20 protein-coding genes are annotated in these 19,181 nt (G+C 64.8%); 6 read left to right on the plus strand and 14 right to left on the minus strand.

The features are described 5' to 3' along the window. Nucleotides 1–9 precede the first annotated feature (9 nt). From HMPREF0291_RS02475 to HMPREF0291_RS02500, 6 genes are all read right to left on the minus strand, one after another. Complete coding sequence (locus HMPREF0291_RS02475) at nucleotides 10–864, minus strand: VOC family protein (RefSeq protein WP_005287441.1); 855 nt, start codon at nucleotides 862–864, stop codon at nucleotides 10–12. 3 nt (nucleotides 865–867) lie between these two features. Further along, nucleotides 868–1,140: an RNA-binding S4 domain-containing protein gene (locus tag HMPREF0291_RS02480; RefSeq protein ID WP_005287443.1), complete on the minus strand. Its 273-nt coding sequence runs from the start codon at nucleotides 1,138–1,140 to the stop codon at nucleotides 868–870. Next, complete coding sequence (locus tag HMPREF0291_RS02485; RefSeq protein WP_005287446.1) at nucleotides 1,140–1,460, minus strand: heavy metal-binding domain-containing protein; 321 nt, start codon at nucleotides 1,458–1,460, stop codon at nucleotides 1,140–1,142. Before HMPREF0291_RS02485 ends, HMPREF0291_RS02480 begins: the two co-directional genes overlap by 1 nt. Further along, nucleotides 1,457–2,278 carry a serine hydrolase gene (locus HMPREF0291_RS02490; RefSeq protein ID WP_156774786.1) on the minus strand — a complete coding sequence of 274 codons (822 nt, stop codon included), beginning with the start codon at nucleotides 2,276–2,278 and terminating at the stop codon, nucleotides 1,457–1,459. The genes HMPREF0291_RS02485 and HMPREF0291_RS02490 overlap by 4 nt, the downstream gene beginning before the upstream one ends. A 118-nt stretch (nucleotides 2,279–2,396) precedes the next feature. Beyond that, a complete protein-coding gene (locus tag HMPREF0291_RS02495; RefSeq protein WP_005287451.1) occupies nucleotides 2,397–3,071 on the minus strand; it encodes a LysE family translocator in 675 nt (224 codons plus the stop codon). 16 nt (nucleotides 3,072–3,087) lie between these two features. After that, a complete protein-coding gene (locus HMPREF0291_RS02500; RefSeq protein ID WP_005287454.1) occupies nucleotides 3,088–3,792 on the minus strand; it encodes an SDR family oxidoreductase in 705 nt (234 codons plus the stop codon). A 24-nt stretch (nucleotides 3,793–3,816) separates the two neighbouring features. Here HMPREF0291_RS02500 and HMPREF0291_RS02505 point away from each other — a divergent pair, with 24 nt between their 5' ends. Further along, nucleotides 3,817–4,401, plus strand: coding sequence for a sugar O-acetyltransferase (locus HMPREF0291_RS02505; RefSeq protein WP_005287457.1), 585 nt, complete (start codon nucleotides 3,817–3,819; stop codon nucleotides 4,399–4,401). On the opposite strand, the gene HMPREF0291_RS02510 is transcribed toward HMPREF0291_RS02505, so the two are convergent. Further along, nucleotides 4,398–5,228, minus strand: coding sequence for a hypothetical protein (locus HMPREF0291_RS02510; protein ID WP_005287460.1), 831 nt, complete (start codon nucleotides 5,226–5,228; stop codon nucleotides 4,398–4,400). The two genes, HMPREF0291_RS02505 and HMPREF0291_RS02510, sit on opposite strands and share 4 nt — an antisense overlap. A gap of 97 nt (nucleotides 5,229–5,325) precedes the next feature. Here HMPREF0291_RS02510 and HMPREF0291_RS02515 point away from each other — a divergent pair, with 97 nt between their 5' ends. After that, complete coding sequence (locus tag HMPREF0291_RS02515) at nucleotides 5,326–7,569, plus strand: ATP-dependent RNA helicase (RefSeq protein ID WP_005287463.1); 2,244 nt, start codon at nucleotides 5,326–5,328, stop codon at nucleotides 7,567–7,569. Nucleotides 7,570–7,623: 54 nt separating this feature from the next. Continuing rightward, nucleotides 7,624–9,105, plus strand: coding sequence for an amino acid permease (locus HMPREF0291_RS02520; protein ID WP_005287466.1), 1,482 nt, complete (start codon nucleotides 7,624–7,626; stop codon nucleotides 9,103–9,105). On the opposite strand, the gene HMPREF0291_RS02525 is transcribed toward HMPREF0291_RS02520, so the two are convergent. Next, a complete protein-coding gene (locus HMPREF0291_RS02525; RefSeq protein WP_156774787.1) occupies nucleotides 9,080–9,379 on the minus strand; it encodes a hypothetical protein in 300 nt (99 codons plus the stop codon). The genes HMPREF0291_RS02520 and HMPREF0291_RS02525 overlap by 26 nt on opposite strands. A gap of 43 nt (nucleotides 9,380–9,422) precedes the next feature. After that, the gene (locus HMPREF0291_RS02530) at nucleotides 9,423–10,181 is read right to left on the minus strand and encodes a TSUP family transporter (RefSeq protein ID WP_005287471.1); all 759 of its coding nucleotides are present in this window, start codon (nucleotides 10,179–10,181) and stop codon (nucleotides 9,423–9,425) included. An 8-nt stretch (nucleotides 10,182–10,189) separates the two neighbouring features. On the opposite strand from HMPREF0291_RS02530, the gene HMPREF0291_RS02535 reads away from it, so the two are divergent. Beyond that, complete coding sequence (locus tag HMPREF0291_RS02535) at nucleotides 10,190–11,221, plus strand: AbrB family transcriptional regulator (RefSeq protein WP_005287474.1); 1,032 nt, start codon at nucleotides 10,190–10,192, stop codon at nucleotides 11,219–11,221. A 16-nt stretch (nucleotides 11,222–11,237) separates the two neighbouring features. On the opposite strand, the gene HMPREF0291_RS02540 is transcribed toward HMPREF0291_RS02535, so the two are convergent. Next, entirely contained in the window at nucleotides 11,238–12,917 is a 1,680-nt protein-coding gene (locus HMPREF0291_RS02540; RefSeq protein ID WP_005287478.1) for a DUF885 domain-containing protein, read from the minus strand. 55 nt (nucleotides 12,918–12,972) lie between these two features. Here HMPREF0291_RS02540 and HMPREF0291_RS02545 point away from each other — a divergent pair, with 55 nt between their 5' ends. Then, nucleotides 12,973–13,764, plus strand: coding sequence for an SIR2 family NAD-dependent protein deacylase (locus tag HMPREF0291_RS02545; protein ID WP_005287480.1), 792 nt, complete (start codon nucleotides 12,973–12,975; stop codon nucleotides 13,762–13,764). A gap of 30 nt (nucleotides 13,765–13,794) precedes the next feature. Then, nucleotides 13,795–14,874 carry an ROK family protein gene (locus HMPREF0291_RS02550; RefSeq protein WP_040423439.1) on the plus strand — a complete coding sequence of 360 codons (1,080 nt, stop codon included), beginning with the start codon at nucleotides 13,795–13,797 and terminating at the stop codon, nucleotides 14,872–14,874. Here HMPREF0291_RS02550 and HMPREF0291_RS02555 read toward each other — a convergent pair. From HMPREF0291_RS02555 to amn, 4 genes are all read right to left on the minus strand, one after another. Beyond that, complete coding sequence (locus HMPREF0291_RS02555) at nucleotides 14,830–15,354, minus strand: gamma carbonic anhydrase family protein (RefSeq protein ID WP_005287485.1); 525 nt, start codon at nucleotides 15,352–15,354, stop codon at nucleotides 14,830–14,832. The genes HMPREF0291_RS02550 and HMPREF0291_RS02555 overlap by 45 nt on opposite strands. Further along, nucleotides 15,314–16,687 (minus strand): glycosyltransferase 87 family protein, encoded by a 1,374-nt coding sequence (locus tag HMPREF0291_RS02560; RefSeq protein WP_005287489.1) that lies wholly within the window; start codon nucleotides 16,685–16,687, stop codon nucleotides 15,314–15,316. The genes HMPREF0291_RS02555 and HMPREF0291_RS02560 overlap by 41 nt, the downstream gene beginning before the upstream one ends. Nucleotides 16,688–16,812: 125 nt before the next feature. Further along, nucleotides 16,813–17,760, minus strand: a complete 948-nt coding sequence (locus HMPREF0291_RS02565) for a Sir2 family NAD-dependent protein deacetylase (protein ID WP_005287491.1) — start codon at nucleotides 17,758–17,760, stop codon at nucleotides 16,813–16,815. Then, nucleotides 17,757–19,178 (minus strand): AMP nucleosidase, encoded by a 1,422-nt coding sequence (gene amn, locus HMPREF0291_RS02570; RefSeq protein WP_005287494.1) that lies wholly within the window; start codon nucleotides 19,176–19,178, stop codon nucleotides 17,757–17,759. Before amn ends, HMPREF0291_RS02565 begins: the two co-directional genes overlap by 4 nt. Nucleotides 19,179–19,181 lie beyond the last annotated feature (3 nt).

Consider the following 19,181-nt stretch of genomic DNA (forward strand, 5'->3'; position numbering starts at 1 on the left):
AGCACGCAATTATGCCTGGTGACGGTCAAGAACCTCAAGCACGGACTCGGCTTCGTCGAGTTCGTCCTCGTCGACAGGTTCATCGACTTCGCACAGCGTGACGACGGCACCCGTCGAATCCGCCACCGTCAACAGCACCCCGAACGGTGAATTCTCCGGACCGCGCACAATCTCCCCGCCGAGCTCCTCGACCCGGCCGCGCACCTGAGCCACGTTGGCGACGCCAAGGAAGGTCTGCCAAAAGCTCGGCACCTCCGCCGGAATCGTGTCGGATGCATCCCACACACCGGCAAATGCGGCGCCGTCCTGCATGGCGACGTGGTAACCGTTGTCGTGGTCAACCCCCCACTCAAAGAGCGAACGGTAAAAGTCCACCACGGCCTGCACATCCCCGGTGCAGGTGTACTCGTGCCACACGGGGGTTCCTGGCTCGCCAGCGGCCACGAACGCATCCTCTCCCGATGGCTGGAACAGTCCGAACCACCCACCAGCAACGTCGGCGCACAGGGCCATCTTCCCCAAGGACACCTGAGCCGGCTCTGCAAGAACACGTCCACCGAGCTGCGCCACCTTTTCCGAGTCGCGCTCAATGTCGGTGGTATAGAAGTACGTCACCCACGCGTCGGGCATGTCCGTGCCGGTGGAATCAGTTTTCTGGGCGACGAGACCTGCAACCGGCAGCCCCTGAACGCGAGCAACCCGGTAGGAACCGTCGTCAGCGCCCTGGTTATCTGCGCCTGGCATGTCGGCACCCTGCACATCCCAGCCGAGGATGCGGGAGTAGAAATAAGAGGACTTTCGCAGCTCGCTCGAGAACAAGTCGATCCAATACGGCATGCCCGGACGGGCTTCGAAAGCGGGCATGGGTTAGAGGTTCCTCCACTTCTCAGGGTCGAAATCGTCGTTCGCGGTGCGCTCGTCAAAGTAGTCGTCATCGTCGCCTGCACCGGTACCAGTGACGGTGATGGTGTGGCCGGGGAGGGAGACCTCGTCGCCGTCGTCAAGCGAAAAGCCGCGCGACGTGACTACCTCACCATTGACCGCGACCTCACCCGTGGCGATGAGCTCTTTCGCTTCGCCTCCGGACTCGACGAGATTGGCCAGCTTGAGAAACTGGCCGAGCTTAATGGGCAGATCCATTAATCGAGTCTCACGGCAGTGCCGGTCGCCGCAACCAACATCATCGTGTTGCCCTGCCCCATCGGGGAGTAATCCAACTCAATGTTGACCACCGCGTCAGCGCCGATCTGGCGGGCACGCTCCCACAGCTCGTTGAGCGCGCTATCGCGGGAACGGACCAGCTCCTGCTCCCACGAGCTGGCGCGGCCACCGACCATGTTGCGGAAACCCGCGCCCATATCTTTGAACATGTTCATGCCGGCAATGGTCTCGCCGCCGATGATGCGCATGTACTCCGTGATGCGCCGGCCTTCGACGGTAGGCGTCGTTGTAAGGATCATGGCCTGAATTGTACCGGTCCCGCGGGCACGAGGACATCGCGCGGAACGGCGTCACGGATCTGATACGGGACCTGCGGGGGCAGAATGTCGCGGAGCGGGACGAGCGGGATGCTCCACGGGCCGACCGAGCTCATCGGTGCAGACGGGGCCGGTTGCGCCGGATCGATCATGGCCAGCGCGTCGTGCGTGTTCGCACCCGCATCACCGACCGTCATCGCGGCGGCGGCCCAGCCGGGGCCGAAACTGACGGTGGCGGTGTAGGAGCGGCGGTCGTCGGACCAGCCGAACTTCGTCCCCTCGGCGCCGGGGAGACGCGACGTTCCGTAGTCCTGGCGGAAGCCGTCCTGCGCGATCGGGGAGGCGGTCCGCATGCCGCGGATGATCGGCGCGGCGAGCGGGTCGCGGCGGATGCGCTCGACGAACTTGGCAGCGTCATAAGCCGAGGTCGCCGTGTTACCCCAGCGGCCGCGGCGCGCGGTGTTGGTCAGGCCGAACTGCCGCGCGACAGCGTCAATGGCCTGCGGGTACCGGCGGTCAAGGTGTGCCGCGATCGAGTCTGGCGACACACGAATCATGTGCTCTACCTGGGCCTTATCCACGGGCGCACCGTGCTGGAGTACCCAGTAGCCGAGGTAGAGCTTGCTCAGCGACAGCGCCGCGCGCGGCTGGTGCGCGTCCAGCGACCCGGTCCACGATCCGTCCGGGTGGTAGACGGCCACCGCGGTTCGTCCGCCTGGCGCGCCGCGCTTCACATCTACTGCGTGTGCGGCCGGCGCCAGACCGACGGCTATCACCAGCGCGCACATTCGTTTTGCCATGGTTCTCACAGCGTTGTTGTACCCCGTGGACTCACGTTCTGCCCAGCGGCCCAAGCGCGGTTCCAGCTTCCCCAGCTCACCTGTTACTGGAGGTGAAGGTGTGTCTAGGTGTGAGAATTTAAAGGCTTGCGGCGATACTGAGCGCGCCTTCGGCGATCATCCACACCGCCAGCGCCACGAAGATCACGCCCGTCACAACGTCAACAATGTGCCCCCAGCGCGCCAAAACGCCCGCAAACTTATCGACGCCCACCGCGAACCCCACAAACCACGCCACCCCAATTAGCACCAGTGTGACGAGGATGAGGGCCACCCACCCCCAGCCCATCCCCGGTGTCATGAACTGAGCGAACACTGCCCCGAAAAACAGCACCGCCTTCGGGTTGGAAAGATTGGTGAGTACACCGGTGGCGAACGCCCGGCGCGCGGATAGCACGGTGCCAGCCGGTGGCGCATCGGTAGTGTCTGTCGCGGCGGCGGAGACACTGGAAGCACCCTGGCCGCGCGCTGCCAGCCCGGAACGTACCGCGCCCACACCCATCCACAGCAGATAGGCCCCGCCGATCAGCTGCAGCACGGCGAGCACCTGCGGCACAGCCTGGATCAGGGCGCCAAGCCCTAGCAGGGATGCCGCGATCCACAGCGCGTTGCCGGCCATAATGCCGAACGCGCAGGCGACACCGGCGGCGCGCGACTTCGCACCGACGCGGATGATCTGCACGAGATCAGGCCCCGGGCTGGCGATTGCGGCGATCCAAATGCCGATCAGGGCGAGATAGGTCGAAACAGTCACTACTAGCTCCTAATGTTTAGCGTTCTGCTTGGTCGCGCGGCATGATGTTCATCGTGTCGATGTTGACGTGCGGTGGCAGTGACGCAACCCACCGGATCGCTTCGGCGACATCCTCGGCGGTGAGGTTGAGTTTATCGGCATAGACCTGCGCGGCTTTTTCTTCATCGCCGAGGCGGTTGAAGGCGAAGTCGGTTTCCACCCGGCCGGGGTCGATTTCGGTGATGCGGATGGGGGTGGCGGCTTCTTCTCGTCGAAAAGCGCGCGTGAGGGCGCGCAGACCGAACTTCGCCGCGTTGTATCCGGCGCCGCCGACATAAGCGTCCCATCCTGCGACCGATCCGACGTTGATGACCAGGCCCTCAGCCGCCACGAGCGCGGGGTACAGCGCCTTGGTCACGCGCACGGTGCCCATGACGTTGGTCTGGTACATCCAGTCCCAATCCTCCGGCTTCGCGTCGCGCAGAAAATCAAGGCCCTTCGCGCCGCCCGCGTTGTTGACCAGCAGATCCACGCGCGGCACAAGCTCCGCAAGCTTATCGACGCTCCCCTGATCCGTCACATCCAGCTCCACCGCGACACCACCGATCTCGTCGGCAATAGCGCGGCACCGCTCTGCGCGCCGCGCCGCAACGTACACGGTCCACCCGTCACCCGCGAGCGCCCGGCACGCAGCCTCCCCGATGCCAGCGGAACCGCCCGTGACTACAGCAATTTTCTCCATGCGGGGAAGTCTACCCTGGCGGACATGGACTACACCCTCCGCGATCTCGCCGCCGGCAACTGGTACCAACCTGGGTCACCCGAGCCCGAGGCCGCGCACGCAAAGGTGTGGAAGCTGATGCGTGAATTCAACGCGCTCGGCAACACAGATCCCGCCCGCGCCGAGGAGCTGCTGCGCGCAATGCTTGCCCAAGGTTCCTCCCTCCCCGGTGTCTTCGCCCCCATCCACTTCGAGTTTGGCATCCACACCACCTTCGGCGAGGACTGCTTCCTCAACTACAACTGCGTCATCCTCGATGTAGCCGAAGTGACGGTGGGCGAGCGCACGCTGTTCGGGCCGGCCTGCCAGATCATCACCGTTGAGCACCCGGTCGACAACGCCCAGCAGCGTGCCGACGGTTGGGAGCGCGGCCGCCCCGTCCGCATCGGCGACGACTGCTGGTTCGGCGCCGGCGCCATGGTGTTACCCGGCGTGACCGTCGGCGACCGTTGCGTCATCGCGGCGGGGACGGTGGTCACGCGCGACATCCCCGACGACTCGCTGGTCGCCGGGGTGCCGGGAAAGGTCGTGCGGAAGCTGAACGGTGCGGGTGAGGAAAGCGCGGGCTAGGCGCTGCGCTCCTCAAAGTCGTCGAAGTCGTCGAAGTCATCGAAGTCGTCGAGGTCTTCTAGATCTTCGAGGTCTTCTAGGTCATCGAGGTAGTCCCAGTAGTCCTCGATCTCGTCGTCGAATTCCTCAGCGCTGTCGCCGAAGTGGGCCATGTAGAGGTCAGTGATTCCTAACTGGAGGGCCTTGTGAATGTTGCGGGTGTGGTAGTGATCGATGCGGAATACACCGAACCGCGGCCGGTCGAGCCTGCTCAGTGCCTCTTGGGCGTTACCGGCGTTGAGGCGGTGGAAGAAGGCGTCCATTTCGCGTTTGATTGTCCGCTTTTGCTGGCGGTTGAGGCGCGGTAGGAACGGGTTCGGTTCCGCAAGTGCGAAACCGGTGAACCGGCCGCTGGTCTGGTGGTAGCTGAAGATCGCCAGCGGGTAGTGCTCAGTCTGGTTCGGCCGGTAGTCGATGGTGAACGTTTCGTATGCGCCGGCGGCGAGCTGCGCTGGGCCGGTCACGTGGACCTGCATGAGCATGGTCAGCGCGGCATCGATGTCGTCGCCTTCGACGTCCGGGTTGCATTCGCAGGTGATGTGGTCGCCGGTAGGCACTTCGTGGAATGGGATGCCGATGGTGAAGTTGGCGTAGAACTCGTCGATAAGCTTGTGCAATGCGGCGACGGCGCGGGCGTCGTGCGCGGCGGGCGCGGCTGGATGGTCGACGCGCAGGATGGCACTGACTGTCTCCCCCGTGGACAGATCGGTGGCCATGATGGCGGCTGGGTAGCTGTAGTCGTCGTTGCGGTCTGGCTGGTAGTGGAAAGTGTGGCTGTGAAATGTCATGTTTCCCCCTTCGCTTCCTGACATTAAAGCGCCCCGCAAACCCGTGTAAACCGCGCTTTGCGCACTACAGTGTGCATTTCGGCTACCCTGGTCCGACATGTTCGACCTCTCCGTGATTGGCCAGGGCCTCCCCGTCGCCGGCGTGATCGGCGACCTGCCCGCGCACGGCCCGTTGGTGGTTGAGGCTCCGCCCGGCACGGGTAAGACGACGCTGGTCCCGCCGGCGATCAGCAACAAAGTCGAAGGGTTGACGCTGGTCACGGCCCCGCGCAGAGTTGCGGTGCGTGCGGCCGCGCGACGCCTTTCGCTTCTCGACGGCTCCCCCCACCGCGTCGGCTACTCCATCCGCGGTGAGCACCGTGATGGGTCGCTAGTCGAGTTCGTCACGCCGGGGGTCCTGCTCAATCGCCTGCTGCGCGACCCAGAGCTGACCGGTGTCGGCGCGGTGATCATCGACGAGGTTCACGAGCGTCAGCTAGACACCGACCTTGTTCTGGCGATGGCCATGGAGGTCGCTTTCCTGCGCGAGGACTTATACCTGGCGGCGATGTCGGCCACCCTCGACGCGGCCGCCCTGGCGGAGCACATGGGTGCCCAGATCCTCTCCACCGAAGCAGTCACCCATCCGCTGGACGTCTCCTACCACCCGCATCCGGGCCGTGCTGAGGGGTCGCCGGAGTTCTACGCGCACGTCGCCGACCTGGCGCACGGCGCCAGCGAACGCACCCTCGTGTTCGTTCCCGGGGTGCGCGAAGTGGACCAGGTCTGCGCGCACCTGCCGAACGGTTCCGCTGCGCCACTCCATGGCCGGCTGAGCTCGAAAGAACAAGATGACGCGCTAAACGGTGATGCTCCGGTCGTCGTGGCGACATCCATTGCCGAGTCCTCCATTACCGTCCCCGGTGTCCGTCGCGTCGTCGACGCCGGGCTGTCGCGCGTCCCCCGCCGCGACGCTGCCCGCGGCATGACGGGCCTGGTCACCGTTTCAGCGGCGAAGACGAGCGCAGACCAGCGTGCCGGCCGCGCGGGACGTCTCGGACCGGGTGAGGTGCTGCGGGCGTACTCGGAATCCGACTACCAGCACTTCAGCGCCGATATTGTGCCGGAGATCGCCACGTCGGACCTGACCTCTGCGGCGTTGACGTTGGCGGCGTGGGGCTCACCGGATCTACCGCTACTGACCCAGCCACCTGCCGGCGCACTGGACGCCGCGCATCGAACGTTGGAGGCGCTTGGCGCGCTCGAAGGCGGAGCCATCACCCCCTTCGGTGAGCAGCTATCCCGCCTCCCGCTCGACCCGCGCCTCGGTGCCGCGCTGTTAGAACATGGCTCCGGAGCCGCCCCGACCGTCGCTGCGCTCGCCGAGGGAATCGGCGGCGACCTTGCCCACGCCCACGCCCGCGCGCCGAAGAACCAGGTCCAACACCTAGCGAAGATGGTGCCAGATTCTGCGCCCGTCCCGGCCGGCGATGTGGTCGCCTCCGCCTACCCGGAGTGGGTGGCGAAGCGTCTCGACGAGCGTGAATACTTGCTGGCCAGCGGCACCCGCGCGACTCTCGACTCGTCCATCCCGCCCGCCGACTGGATCGTCGCCGCCGAAGTACAGCTGACGCACAAGGGCGCCATCATTCGCGCGGCGGCGGCGACTGACTTCCCCGCACACCGCGTCACCACCGAGACCACAGCCACGCTCGAGGGCGGCAAAGTGCGCGGCCGCCGGGTTCGTTCCATAGGCGCCATTGAGCTGGATTCAACACCCATTCAACTCACCGCCGAGGAAGCGGCGGAGGCGCTGAAGCACCTGAGCTTCGAGCAGTTCCCCCTCGACGACAAAGCCAGACGACTCAAAGAGCGGCTCGATTTCCTCCACGCCCAGCACGGCGACCCGTGGCCGGACGTTACAAAGGGCGACTACTCGCCAGAGACCCAGCAGCTCGCCCACGGCACCCCACTGGACAAGCTGGATATGCACGCCGCCCTTACCCGACAGCTCCCGTGGCCCGAAGCCGCCAGGATGGATGAGCTCGCCCCCGAAAAATTGGCGGTGCCGAGCGGCTCGCACCCGCGCATTGACTACAGCAGCGGCCGGCCGGTGGTGAAGGTGAAGTTGCAGGAGTGCTTCGGTTTGGGGGTGAGCCCGTCGATAAGCAATGAGAGGGTGCTGTTTCACCTGCTCTCGCCCGCGGGCCGCGAACTCGCTGTGACCGACGACCTGGAGAGCTTTTGGAACGGGCCCTACCAGGACGTGCGCAAAGAAATGCGCGGCCGGTACCCGAAGCACCCCTGGCCGGAGGACCCGTGGACTGCGCCTGCGACAGCGCGGACTAAGAACCGGATGTGAATTTTATAGGCTTAACACAGTAAGTTATTTATCTATGAGTTAAGTTATTTATCTATGAGTACTGCCCATAACCAGCGCGCGCCCTCAGTGACGATTTGGACGCTGGTCTCCCTCATTATTGGTTCGACTGTCGGCTCCGGAATTTTCGCGCTGCCGCAGAATATTGCATCGGTGGCCAGCCCCGGCGCGATGCTCATCGGCTGGGCGATCGCGGGCGTGGGCATGTTGTCCGTTGCTTTCGTCTTCCAGACCCTCGCTCGGCGCAAACCGCACCTGGATTCCGGCGTGTACTCCTACGTGCGCGCCGGCCTCGGCGACTTCATCGGTTTCACCTCCGGTTGGGGCTACTGGCTCGGCTCGGTGATCGCGCAGGTGGGGTACGCCACGCTGTTCTTCGGAACGCTGGGCCACTACATCCCGTTCTTCGACCCGGACAACACGTGGGTGATGGCCATTTCGGTGTCGCTTTTGACGTGGGGTATCTTCTTCGCGCTGACACGCGGCATCAAGCAGGCGGCGGCGATGAACTTGATCACGACGATCGCCAAGCTCGTGCCCATCCTCGCCTTCATCGTGCTCATCGCGTTCGTCGGCTTCAGCTGGGACAAATTCACGCTCGACTTCTGGGGTGAGAACTCCGGCATTCCACTGTCCGAGCAGCTCCAGGGAATCATGCTGTTCACCGTGTGGGTCTTCATCGGCATTGAGGGCGCGTCGGTGTACTCCAAGCAGGCCCGCTCTCGCCAAGACGTCGGCCGGGCGACCGTGATCGGCTTTCTGTCGGTGCTGGCGCTGCTGGTAGCGGTGTCGACGCTGTCGTACGGCGTGCTCACCCGCGAAGAACTCGCCGCGCTGCCGGACAACTCGATGGGCGCAGTGCTCGAAGCTGCAGTCGGCCCGTGGGGTGGTGTGCTCATCTCCATCGGCCTGTGCTTGTCGGTGCTCGGCGCCTACATCTCGTGGCAGATGCTGTGCGCGGAACCGATCGTCATGATGGCCACAGACGGCCTGCTGCCGAAGCGTCTGGCCACCACAAACGCCTCGGGCGCGCCATACATCGCACAGCTGATCTCCACGGCGGTGGTGCAGTTCTGCGTGATCCTCTTCTTCGCCAACGAGACGTCGTACAACGCGATGGTGCAGCTAGCCACGATCATGTACTTGCTGCCGTACATCTTCTCGACGCTGTACCTCATTCTGCTAGCGGTGCGCGGTAAGGGGCTGACACACCCGCACGCCGGAAAGCTTTTCGACGACTCCGGCCCCGAAGTCTCCGCAACCGACAACCGCCGACACCTCGCCATCGGAATTATCGGCTTCATCTACTCACTGTGGCTGATTTACGCAGCTGACCCGGTGTACGTCCTATTCGGTGCGTTGGCCGTCATCCCGGGCCTCATCGCCTACGTGTGGACGCGTCTCGCCGTGAAGGAAAAGCCGTTCAACACCTTCGAATGGGTCGTGGTGGCGCTCATTGCAGTCGGTGCTGTCTTCGCCGTGATCGGTCTGGTCAACGGCTCGCTTGTTCTCGAGTAAGTTTCAGGACGAAGTCGGAGGAGACGGCGACGAACTCGTCGTTGAGCTCGTGGCCGGTTTCCACAAGCACGAGGTTGTCCGGGATGTGTTCCCGGGTAGCCAGGGCGACGGCGAGCTGCAGCATCTCCTCCGGCTCGGCGATGAGACGAAGTTTCTCCGCGCTGGTTTGACGCGCGAACCATAACGCCGCTTCCACTACGTCCGCGACGTCTGCGCAGTCCTCGCCGCCCAACGGGCCGACAGTCACGGCGACCGCATTCATCGTTCTAAGCACACACTCACCGTAACGCCGGGGGCTGAACGCGAGCTGTGGCCCGCTACGCGATCTGCTGGTAAATCAAATAGCCAGAAAGCACCACCACGAGGGCCAGCAAGGCGTAGCGGACCAGCCGCGCCCCACCACCGAGGACGGTGCGGGCACCGATCTGCGCGCCGACGATATTCGCGGCCGCTAAGGCGAGCGCAAGCGGCCAGTCCACGAACCCGGCCGAGATGAACACCACCAGCGCACCCACGTTGGTGGCGGTGTTGACCACCTTCGCCATCGCGGCCGAGCGCAGAAAGTCTTGGGCGAACAACGCCGTGAAACCCATGATGAGGAACATGCCGGTGCCGGGGCCGAAAATGCCGTCGTAAAACCCAATTGCCGCCACCAGGCACGCGCCCAACACGACGCGGCGGCGCGTCAAGATCGGGTTCGCCGACGCCGTCCCGAACGACGGGTTGAATGCCACGAACACCCCCACGGTCAGAAGAAGGGTGATGATGAGGGGGCGGAGGATGGAAGCGTCGATAAGCGAGGCGAACGCCGCGCCGCACCCTGAGAGTAACCCCGCAATGAGCGCGTAACCCCAGATATGCCGCGGCGCGCCTACGCGACGGACCAGCGTGACCGCCGCCGAGCCCGTGCCGGAGACTGATGCGATCTTGTTCGTCGCCAACACCGCCGCCGGCGAAAGCGACGTGCCGGCCATGAGCGCCGGAATGAGAATCAGCCCTCCCCCGCCGATGACCGCGTCCACCCAGCCCGCGAGCGCAGCGGCGAGAACAAGGAGGACAGTCACGGGGAGTAGCATAGCCCGACGTGAAGCAGTGGCAGCGGTGGATGATCGTCGCCCCGGCGTCGGTGGCGTTGGGGCTTGCGCTGTCGCGTTTCAACGTGCCGGCGGCGTGGATCCTCGCCGCGATCATCATCTCCGGGATCTCCGCGCTGGGCACAGGCCGCGAACTGCACGTGAACAAGCAGTTCTACGCGTTCTGCCGCGGGATCATCGGCGTTCTCGCCGCAGTGCCGCTGGCCGGGGTGCCGCCGCGCGAACTGCTGCACTACCTGGTTCCGGGGTTGGTATCGGCGGCGGTGATCGTGGGCATCGGGTTCTTCGGCGGGCTCGCACTGGCCGGATACTCCCGCGGGCGGGTCAGCCGCGAAACAGGCGTGCTGTCCATGCTGTCCGGTGGGGCGTCGATCATGCCAGCGCTGGCGAGCGAGCTTGGTGCCGACATGCGCTACGTCGCCCTGACCCAGTACCTGCGGCTGCTCGCGGTGTCGATGACGCTACCGCTCGTCGCCTCCCTGCTGGTCACGCCCGGGGCGGGCCATTCCGCGGGCGCGAGCGGACAGTGGTGGATGTGGCTGCTCATCCCCGCGATCTCGGTGGTGGGCAACCGGCTCGGCTCCTGGGTGCGGTTGCCCGCGGCGAGCGTGTTCGGCCCGCTCATTCTCACCGCCGTGCTGGCCGCTGTGTTGCCGGTGCCGATCGTCCCGCCCGAGCCGCTGGCCGTGATGGCGTTCATGTCCGTCGGGTGGATCTGCGGCGGCGGCCTGGACGTGCCCGGCCTGAAACGCTTCGCGCAACTGTTGCCCGCCACCATCGCCTTCATCGTGGTGGTCATGGCGTCCTGCGCGGCCACGGGGTGGGTGGTCGCGCGCTGGCTCGGGATCACCTACTTCGAGGGCTACTTAGCGACGAGCCCCGGCGCCCTCGAAACCGTCCTCGCCCTGTCCAGCGAAGGCGGCGGGCCGGCTGTGGTGTCATTGCAGCTGATCAGGTTGATCTGCATTCTCGTCTTCGCGGCGGCGCTGCCGAAGATCCTCCGGCGGCTGCCGCGGCGCTAACTGGCCGGCCGAGTGGTTAGTGCCCCAGCACCTGGTGGGCCAACATGTCCATCGGCATAGAACCCAGGCGCAGCGCCTTGTCGTGGAACTCGAGCAGTGTCATCCCCTTCTCACAGGCCTTTTCGCGCAGGTCCATCCAGTCGCGGTAACCGAGCGCGTAGGAGGTGGCTTGTGCCGGCCATCCCATGTAGCGGTCGAGCTCGAAAGTGAGGTTCAGCTCGTTCATGGCGGTGTTGTCGCGCAGGAACGCCTTGGCGTAGGACACGTCCCAGTTGCCGACACCGTCCGGGGTCTTCTTGTGCAGGTGCACACCAATGTCGACAGCGACGCGAGCCAGGCGCAGGCGCAGGGAATCAAGAAGGCCCATGCGGTAGCCCGGGTCCTCGAAGAAACCGAGCTCCTCCATCATGCGCTCCGCGTAGACGGCCCATCCCTCACCGTGGGCGGCGTTCCAGTTCAAGGTGCGACGCCACAGGTTGAGGGTGTTGCGCTGCGTCATGGCAATCCCCTGCTGCACGTGGTGGCCGGGCACGCCCTCGTGGCAGATGCGGGCCAGCTGCTGCCAGGCGTGGAAGCACTCTTGACCTTCCGGCACCGACCAGGACAGGATGCCGGGGCGCAACAGGTCCTCTGACGGAGGGGTGTAGCGCAGGCCACCGCCGAGGTTCTCGTCGACGCGGCAGTCAAGCGTCTTGATCTCCTCTGGCAGGGTGAACATCGTGCCGTCGAGCTGGGAGATCAGCCGGTCGCTCATCGCCTGCATCCAATCGACCAGAGCAACGTCGTCGTTGACGGTGTAGTCGGGGTCTTCGTCGAGACGTCGATAAGCGCTGCGCGCCGTGCACTCGCCGTACAGTTCGTCCGCGACCTTCTGCTGGCGTTCGACCAGCTCAGCGAGGGTCTCCAGCGACCAGTCGTACGCCTCGTCCAAGTCAACGGTGCGGCCGAGGAAAAACTGGGAGAACAGCTCGTAGCGCTCGCGGCCCACCGCGTCGGTGTGCGCGGCCAGCGGGGCGAGCTCCAAAGAGAGCCAGTCCGCCATCTCCGCGAACGCCTCCTTCGCCTGGCGCACCGGCTCGGCATCAGCCTCGAGGCCGAGCTCCTCGAACATCGAGCCGTCTTCGGCCAGCGCCTCGCACTGGCTAATCACGGCGTCGATCTGGCGCTGGGAGGCGACATCACCCTGGCTCGCCGCCTCCGCCAAGGACTCGCGGTAGCCCGCCAGCGAGTAACGCACCTGGCCCAGGCGGGAGGCGATGTTGTCGAAGTCCTCATCTGTCACCTTCGGCATGATGGTGAAGGCGTTGCGGATGACCTGCACCGGCGAGGTGATGTTGTTGAGCATCCGCAGGTCCTCCCCGCGGTGGTGCAACTCCAGCTCGACGGCCATCCGGTCGCGCAAGATAGCGCCGGTGACGTAATCGACTCCATCGAAATCATCGTCATCGTCGGAGTCGTCGGTGCCGTCGTTCAGCGCGTCGACGTCGGCGATCAAGTCGCGGATGCGGTCAGCAATGGCGTGCCAGTGCTCGGGGCTGAAGTCCTGCAACCCGTGGTCGTGACCGGGAATGCCGATCTCGGTGGCCACCGTAGGTGAAAGCTCCGCGAGGTCGTAGACGAAGTCTTCACACGTCGCGTCGAGGAGCGAGGGTTGGCGGTCGCTGCCCGCAGAACCAACCGAGATGGATGAACTCATAGACGCAGAGTCTAACCCTTCAAGGCACTTTGCACGTAACGGTACAGTGGGGCCCATGGACGGACTCGAATATGCACGTCAGCTTGTCGGGGACGCGAAACGGGTGGAAGTCTTCACCGGTGCTGGCATGTCCGCCGACAGTGGCATCGCCACCTACCGCGATGCCGTTACGGGGGTGTGGGAAAACGTCGACCCGCAGGCAATGGCTTCGATCGATGCCTGGGCACGCGACCCTGAACCCATGTGGGCCTGGTACCTCTGGCGCGCCCGCCTGGCCAGCCGCGCCGAACCGAACGCCGGGCACCTCGCTATCGCTGAATGGGGCCGCCGCGAGGGAGTGCGGGTCACTGTGACCACGCAGAACATCGATAATCTGCATGAACGCGCCGTGCTTGTCAACAGCACCCCTGACGGCCCAAACAACCCGGACGATATCGTGCACCTGCACGGCTCCCTGTTCGAGTTCCGCTGCTCCATCTGTTCGCGGCCGTATAAGGGGGAGATTGAGCTGCCGGAAGAGCCCGTCGAAAAGCTCACGCCTCCGTCGTGCCCGCTGTGCGGGAACCTGGTGCGTCCGGGGGTGGTGTGGTTCGGTGAGCCGTTGCCCCCGAAGGAGTGGGACGAGGCGGAGCGGCGCATGGTTGAGGCGGACTTGGTCGTCATCGTGGGCACATCCGGGGTGGTGTTTCCGGCGGCCGGGTTACCGCTGCTCGCGCATGAATTGGGGACTCCCATTATTGAGGTCACCCCAATGCATACCGAGCTGTCTAGAATTTCAAATGTAACTTTGGTTGACACGGCAGCAAAAGCCCTGCCAGAGCTGTTACGGGGGCCTCGATTAGACTAGCCGGTCTAGTTCCGTTCTATGATGGAAACTATGAAATCCTCGTGGTCCGCGTTCTCGCGCCCCCACAATCCGACGGCGAAATGCTTGCACATGGTGCGGTTGAGTCCTGTGACGTCCCGCAGTGAGCTCGTCACGGCGACTGGGCTGTCTCAACCGACCGTCACGCGCGCCATCGCGGCGCTCATGAGCGCCGGATATGTGACAGAGCGGGCGGACCTATCGAAGTCGAAAGGTCGCGGCCGCCCGATCATTCCGCTCGAGCTGAGCGACACGCACCCCGTCCACGCCGGAATTTCGGTGGGTACGGCGGCCACGTACATCGCGCTGTTCGACATCAAAGGCCGCACAATCCGCGACACAGACGTGGAGATCGATGTCGCCAGCGTCAGCCAGGACGATTTCATCCAGCACATCATGGCGGGGCTGAACCGGCTCATGGCGGATCTGGGCCGCCCGCTGGCCACCGTCGGGGTGACCACATCCGGCTCAGTCAGCCCGCAAGGCGCGGTCACGGCGCCGAACCTCGGCTGGCACGATGCTCCGTTCGCGGCCCAGCTGCGCGAACAGTTCTCCGTCCCGGTCACCGTGACCTCGGCCGTCGCTGCCATTATCGGCTCCGAGATCCAGTCTGACCAGCACCCGGGCAGCGGCTCCATCATGGCGATTTTCGCCGACGACTCCATCGGCGCTGCCGTCACCGAAGACAAAGGCGTGCTGCCCATCGCGGTCGACCGCGAGGACCTGACCACGCACGGGCTGCTCGAGCGCATTGAGGAGCCCACCAGCTCGCTTATCGACGCTGTATCCCACGCCTCGTCCAACTCCTCCACCCGACAGACCCTTGACGAGAGGGCTGAGGAGCTGGGCGCCGTCGCGGCGGACTTGATGGCGCAGCATGACGCCTCCACGTTGGTCGTCGCTGGCAGCGCGTTTATCGACGACCCCCACGCCCCCGCCGTCTTCGCCCGCACCGTCCGGGCGAACCTGCCGGATGGGGCGGCCGCCAGCTTGCGGATGATCCCCACGCACCGCGAAATGGTGCGCGACATCGCCCGCGCGGTCGCGCTAGACCTCGTGCTCCGTGAGCCCCTCAGCGTGACGACGGCCTAGGTCCGCGTACATGGCGGCGTGATTGACCAGCCCGGCCTTTTCGTCGTCGGAAAGCTCGCGGCGCACTTTCGCTGGAACTCCCGCGGCGAGCGAGCCGTCGGGAATTTCTGCCCCTTCGAGCACGACAGCGCCGCCGCCGATGATGCAGCCTGAGCCGATCTTCGAGTAGGCCAGCACCGTCGCCCCCATGCCGACCATCGTGCCGTTTCCGACTTCTTCACCGTGAACCATGGCCATGTGGCCGACAGTGACATCGTCGCCGAGCACGGTCGTTGTGCCGGTCTGGACGTGAATGACGCTGTTGTCCTGGACGTTCGTGCGGGCACCGATGCGGATGCTGCCAACGTCACCGCGGATGACCACGCCCGGGAAGATCGCCGCGTCCTCCCCGATCACCACGTCGCCGATGATGGTCGCCTCCGGCGCCACGAACGCCGATTCAGCGATGACCGGTGTTTTGCCCTCGAAGCTGTAGATCATGCTCCTCCACTGTAGTAACAGTGGAGCCGTCAGCGCCTGCGCCTGCGTCTGCGTCTGCGTCCGCCTCTGCGCCTGCGGAGCGAGTCGCGGCACGGTCGGCGGGTACGCGGCCGTAGCGCTTTTCCTGCAACAGGTAGTACCCCACCGTGCCGAGCATCATGATCAGTGCCCCAGCAACGTAGCGGAGCATGTGGAAGCGTTCAGACAGTTGCAGCGGCGTGGAGCTTTCGTCCGCGAGCCACCCCGTTGCCACGTTCGTCGCGCAGTACGGCAGGATGACCAGCAACAACGCCGCAACCGAGAGCACGCCCGCGGCCTGCCAGCGCACCGGATTGTTCTGCGCGTAACCGGCGCCGGCGCGGTTGGCTGCGACGAACACAGCGATGCCGAACGGCACGAGCCACACCCAGTGGTGGTACCAGCTGAACGGGGACACCATGCACGCTCCGATGCCGGTCAGTCCGACTGCCGCCGGGATGTTGTCGTGCTTGACGCACAGCCACAACGTCCAGACGAGCAGGACCATCATGGCGACGACGATCGCCGCCCACACCGCGGTGGAATCTACCCCGTAGACGCGGATCAGGATGGAGCGCAGCGACTGCGCCCCCGGGTTGGTGTGCACGCCGACGCGCTCGGAATCGAACGCCGCCCGCGTCCAGAACACGTGCGCATCTGGGACGGTGAGGTACCCGACGACCACTGTGACCAGGAACGTCACAAAGCTGATCAGGGCATCGAGCCAACGCCGTTGCACAAGAAACAGCAGTCCGAAAAACGCCGGGGTGAGCTTGATGCCCGCGGCCAGACCCACCCCGATACCCGGTAGGCGGTACTTAGTCGGCAGGAAGTCGAGGCAGACGAGCACCATGAGCATGACATTGATCTGCCCCCAGAACATCGTCGCATGCAGTGGTTCGGCCATCAGCACGAACGTGGCGGTCAACAGCGGGATGAGCACAGCGTGCAGCGGCGTGACCTGCACCTTCAACCGTTTCAGGCAAGCCCAGATGACCCACCCGATACCGATGAGGGTGCCAATGTGCCAGAACATGGTCACTGTCTCATCGCGCAGCAGGCTCAGCCCCGCGAACAGCATGGCGGAAAACGGCGGGTAAGTGAACGGAAGGTCGTCATAGATCGGGGCATCGTAGACATTCACCCCGTCGAGCACCCGCTCGCCACCACGGAGGTAAATCCACAAGTCCAGTGGAATATCCGTTTCGAAGACACTTGTGCCTTCGAGATGATTGGCCCAGTAACGGTACAGGGCGAAAACAATCACCACGATGAGTGTCACGGCGATGCTTACCCGCCCAGCCAGCTGTTTCACGGTTGAAACGCTACTTGCCCTCGTCGCATAAACCGTGGATTATCTACGCGAGTCCCGAAAAGTCACCACATTTTGAGGGCTGATTCACAGATTCGCCGCACAACCGGCCCGCACTCTGGCCGCACCTAGAGCCCGAGCTCATCCAAAATGCTGTCCAGCGCGTCGCCGACATTGCTGCGCCACACTGTGGTCACCTTCTGATCGGCCCGGCCGGGACCACCGTTGACCACCGCGGCCGGCTTCTCCTGCGCGCGTGCGTCAAGCACGAGGCGGTACCCGCTCATCACGGCTAAGGACGTCCCCACCGCAATGAGCGATGTCGACTCCGCCAGCCACTGCCCCGCCTCGGCGCGGCGCTGCCGCGGAACATTCTCACCGAAGTAGACCACGTCCGGTTTGAGCCGCTGGCCCCCGCAGGCCCCGCACGTCAACATGGTGAACCGCTCCACCGCAGAATCGGGCAACTCCACGTCACCGTCGGGGTTGATCATGCCCTCAGTCACGGTGACGGATTCGAAGTAGCCGGGATTGGCGGCGTCGAGGCGGGCGTCGAAAAGCGTGCGTGTTTCGCGGCGGCCGCAATCGAGGCACACGACGTGCTCCATGTCGCCATGCAGCGCAATGACATTCTGGGAACCCGCCTCGAGGTGAAGCCCGTCGACGTTTTGTGTGACAATGCCGCGGATCAACCCGGCGCGCTCCAGCTCCACTAGCGCGAAATGGGCACGGTTTGGGTGAGCGGCGCGCATGTAGCGCATGCCCACGAAGGCGCGGGCCCAGTAGCGGCGCACCGCAGCCGGCGAATGGGCGAATTCCTGGTACGTCATCGGGCGGCCCTTGGACAACCGGCCACCGGGCGAACGGTAGTCGGGAATGCCGGACTCCGTGGACATGCCAGCGCCGGTGAGGATGAGGGCGGGGCCGCGGTTGAGCATGCGGGCAATCTCCGCGAGTGCCTGCTCGGGCGGAGTTGGCTGCGCTGTTTCATGCACGACGCGCTCGATGGAGCGGATCGCGCTGCGGTGAGCGAGCTCGACAGCAGGGTCGTTGAACTCCGGGTCGTGAAAAGTCACCGGAACGGGACCTCACCCTGCGCACGGCGCAGTTTGCGGGTACGCAGGCGCTCAGGGTGCTCGGCGAGGCGTTCCATCGCGCGGACAGCGCACATCACGTGGGCTTCCTTCGAGTTGGAGTAGAAGGCCTGCGCCGCAGCCGGCAGCTTCGGCACGGCGTGCAGCGGCAAGTCGGACACGGCGAGCAGTGCGCCGTAGGGAACGCGGTAGCGGTACCCGTTCGCCGCGATGGTGCAGGACTCCATATCCACGGCCACCGCGGTGGAGTGCCGCAACCAATCCCACAGCTCGCGCGGGGTCTGCCACTCCCAGTTGCGGTCGTCCGTGGACAGCACCGTGCCGGTGCGCATGAGGGACTGCTCCTCCTCGCCGTAAATCTTCTTCACCGATTTCTCTAGCGTGCGCTGGATCTCCGGCACGGCGGGAATGGGAAGCTCAGACTTGATGTGGTTCTGCAGCACGTGGTCGCGGCGCTCGTAGGCGTTGCCCAGAATAAGGTCGCCGATGCGCATGCGGGCATCCAAGCCGGCGCAGTGGCCGATCATGATCCAGCACTCGGGGCGCAGAACAGCGAGGCAGTCCGTCACCGTCTTCGCGTTCGACGGGCCCACGCCGATGTTGATCATGGTCACGCCGGAGTTATCCTCGGCGGCCAAGTCGAAGCGCGGCATCTGGTAGCGCGAAGCCAAGTCCATGGCCAGTTGGTCGATGTCGGCGACATCCCCGCGCGTGATCGTGCGCCCGTTCGGCAGAATCAGCGCCGAGTAACGGGTCTCCTCCCCCGCGAGCTGCGACAACCCGAATTTCACGAACTCACGCGTGTGCATCTCGTAGTTGGTGAACAGGATGAACCGCTGCACCGAATCGACCTCGATGCCGGTGTAGTGCTCGATCCGCGCGCACGCGATGTCGAAGCGTTGCGGCCCGAAGTGGAACAGGGGTTTCTCCGGTCCGTGAAAGGCATCCCAGTCGCCGTCGATGATGGCATCGTGGACGTCGTCAAGCGTCGGCCGCGGAATGACGGTGCCGGACCGTGAGCGCCGCGCTTCATTGATGCCTTCGAGCCCGCGGATGTACTCCGGCGGAATGCCCACGTCGGAATAGCCGACGGCGATCTCGCAGTCGTAGTTGATCACCAAGCACTGCAGCTGGTGGCGCAAATAGCGGGCCATTATGTCCGGCCGCGACAGCACCGCCGAGTACACGCCAGCTTCATCGACATAGCCGAACGGCTGCGAGCGGTCGACGGGGTGCCACTCTTTGACCTCCACGGCGATCTTCGGGTACTTCACGCCCTCATAGCGCGCAACGTCACCGGAATCGAGGCTTTCGCGGGCGAGGAGGCACGATGCGCGATACAGCTCAATGAGCTTATCAACGGCTTCCTCAACACTGCCTACGACCTCAAGATCACCCATGTC

Source organism: Corynebacterium genitalium ATCC 33030, assembly GCF_000143825.1.
Taxonomy (GTDB): domain Bacteria; phylum Actinomycetota; class Actinomycetes; order Mycobacteriales; family Mycobacteriaceae; genus Corynebacterium; species Corynebacterium genitalium.